The organism is Amycolatopsis sp. TRM77291, assembly GCF_054166285.1.
In genome coordinates, this window is the sequence record NZ_JBSZHF010000026.1 from 1 (window position 1) to 1,151 (window position 1,151).

Below are 1,151 nucleotides of genomic sequence, written 5' to 3' on the forward strand. Positions count from 1 at the left end.
GCCACTTTCGAGACACCTGACGTCCTGAAAGTGGCTTTCGCGACACCCATTCGCACCGAGTCCCCCGGCTCCTGAGCGTTCACCTTCCGGAGGTGGCAAACCTACGACACCGTAAGTTACGGTGTCGTAGGTAGGCGTTTTCCGTACCCTGGAAGGACGAGACGCATGGCGGTCCCCGAAACCACCCGGCTGATGCTCGAGCTCGAGGGGACGGTGGAGGAGAACCTCAACCGGCATCTCACGGTCGCCAAGGAATGGATGCCGCACGAGTACGTGCCCTGGGACGAAGGCCGCAACTTCGCCGATCTCGGCGGCGAGGCTTGGGATCCCGAGCAGTCACGGGTGTCGCCGATCGCGCGGACGTCGTTGGAGGTCAACCTCCTCACCGAGGACAACCTGCCGAGCTACCACCGTGAGATCGAGCGCGCCTTCGGCCGCGACGGCGCGTGGGGCACGTGGGTGCATCGCTGGACCGCCGAAGAGGGCCGCCACGGGATCTGCATCCGCGACTACCTGCTGGTGACGCGCGCGGTGGATCCGGTCGAGCTGGAGCGGGCGCGGATGCAGACCATGCAGGCCGGGTACGACAGCGGCGACAAGGAACTGCTGAACGTCTTCGCGTACGTGTCCTTCCAGGAGCTGGCGACGCGGATTTCGCACCGCAACACCGGGAAGTACACGCAGGATCCGCTGTGCGAGAAGCTGCTCGCGCGGGTCGCGATGGACGAGAACCTGCACATGCTCTTCTACCGGAACCTGGTGCAGGCGTCGCTGGAGCTTTCACCCGACGCGATGATGCGCGCCATCACCGACGAGGTCGTCCAGTTCCAGATGCCGGGCGCGGTGATCCCGAGCTTCGTGCGGAAGGCCGCGCTGATCGCGAAGGCGGGAATCTACGACCTGCGCATCCACCACGACGAGGTGATCTGGCCGTTGCTGCGGCAGTGGAAGATCTTCGAGCTCGAAGGGCTCGGCGAGGTGGGAGAGAAGGCGCGGGACGAACTCGACCAGTTCCTGAAGGCCCTCGACACGCAGGCTTCGCGCTTCGAGGAGCGTCGGGCGGCCGCTGAAGCCCGCGCCGCCGCCCGCCAGGCCTGATCCGCCCTCCTCCACGCGAGTCACGCCCCCACCCACGCGAGTCACGCCCCCAC

1 protein-coding gene is annotated in these 1,151 nt (G+C 66.5%); it reads left to right on the forward strand.

The features are described from left to right. The first annotated feature begins 165 nt into the window (after positions 1-165). A complete protein-coding gene (locus ACXIZN_RS43195) occupies positions 166-1,098 on the forward strand; it encodes an acyl-ACP desaturase (protein ID WP_457960781.1) in 933 nt (310 codons plus the stop codon). Positions 1,099-1,151 lie beyond the last annotated feature (53 nt).

Coding starts and splice junctions, on each gene's coding strand:
- ACXIZN_RS43195 (WP_457960781.1), top strand. CDS start 166: ATGGCGGTCCCCGAAACCACCCGGCTGATGCTCGAGCTCGAGGGGACG.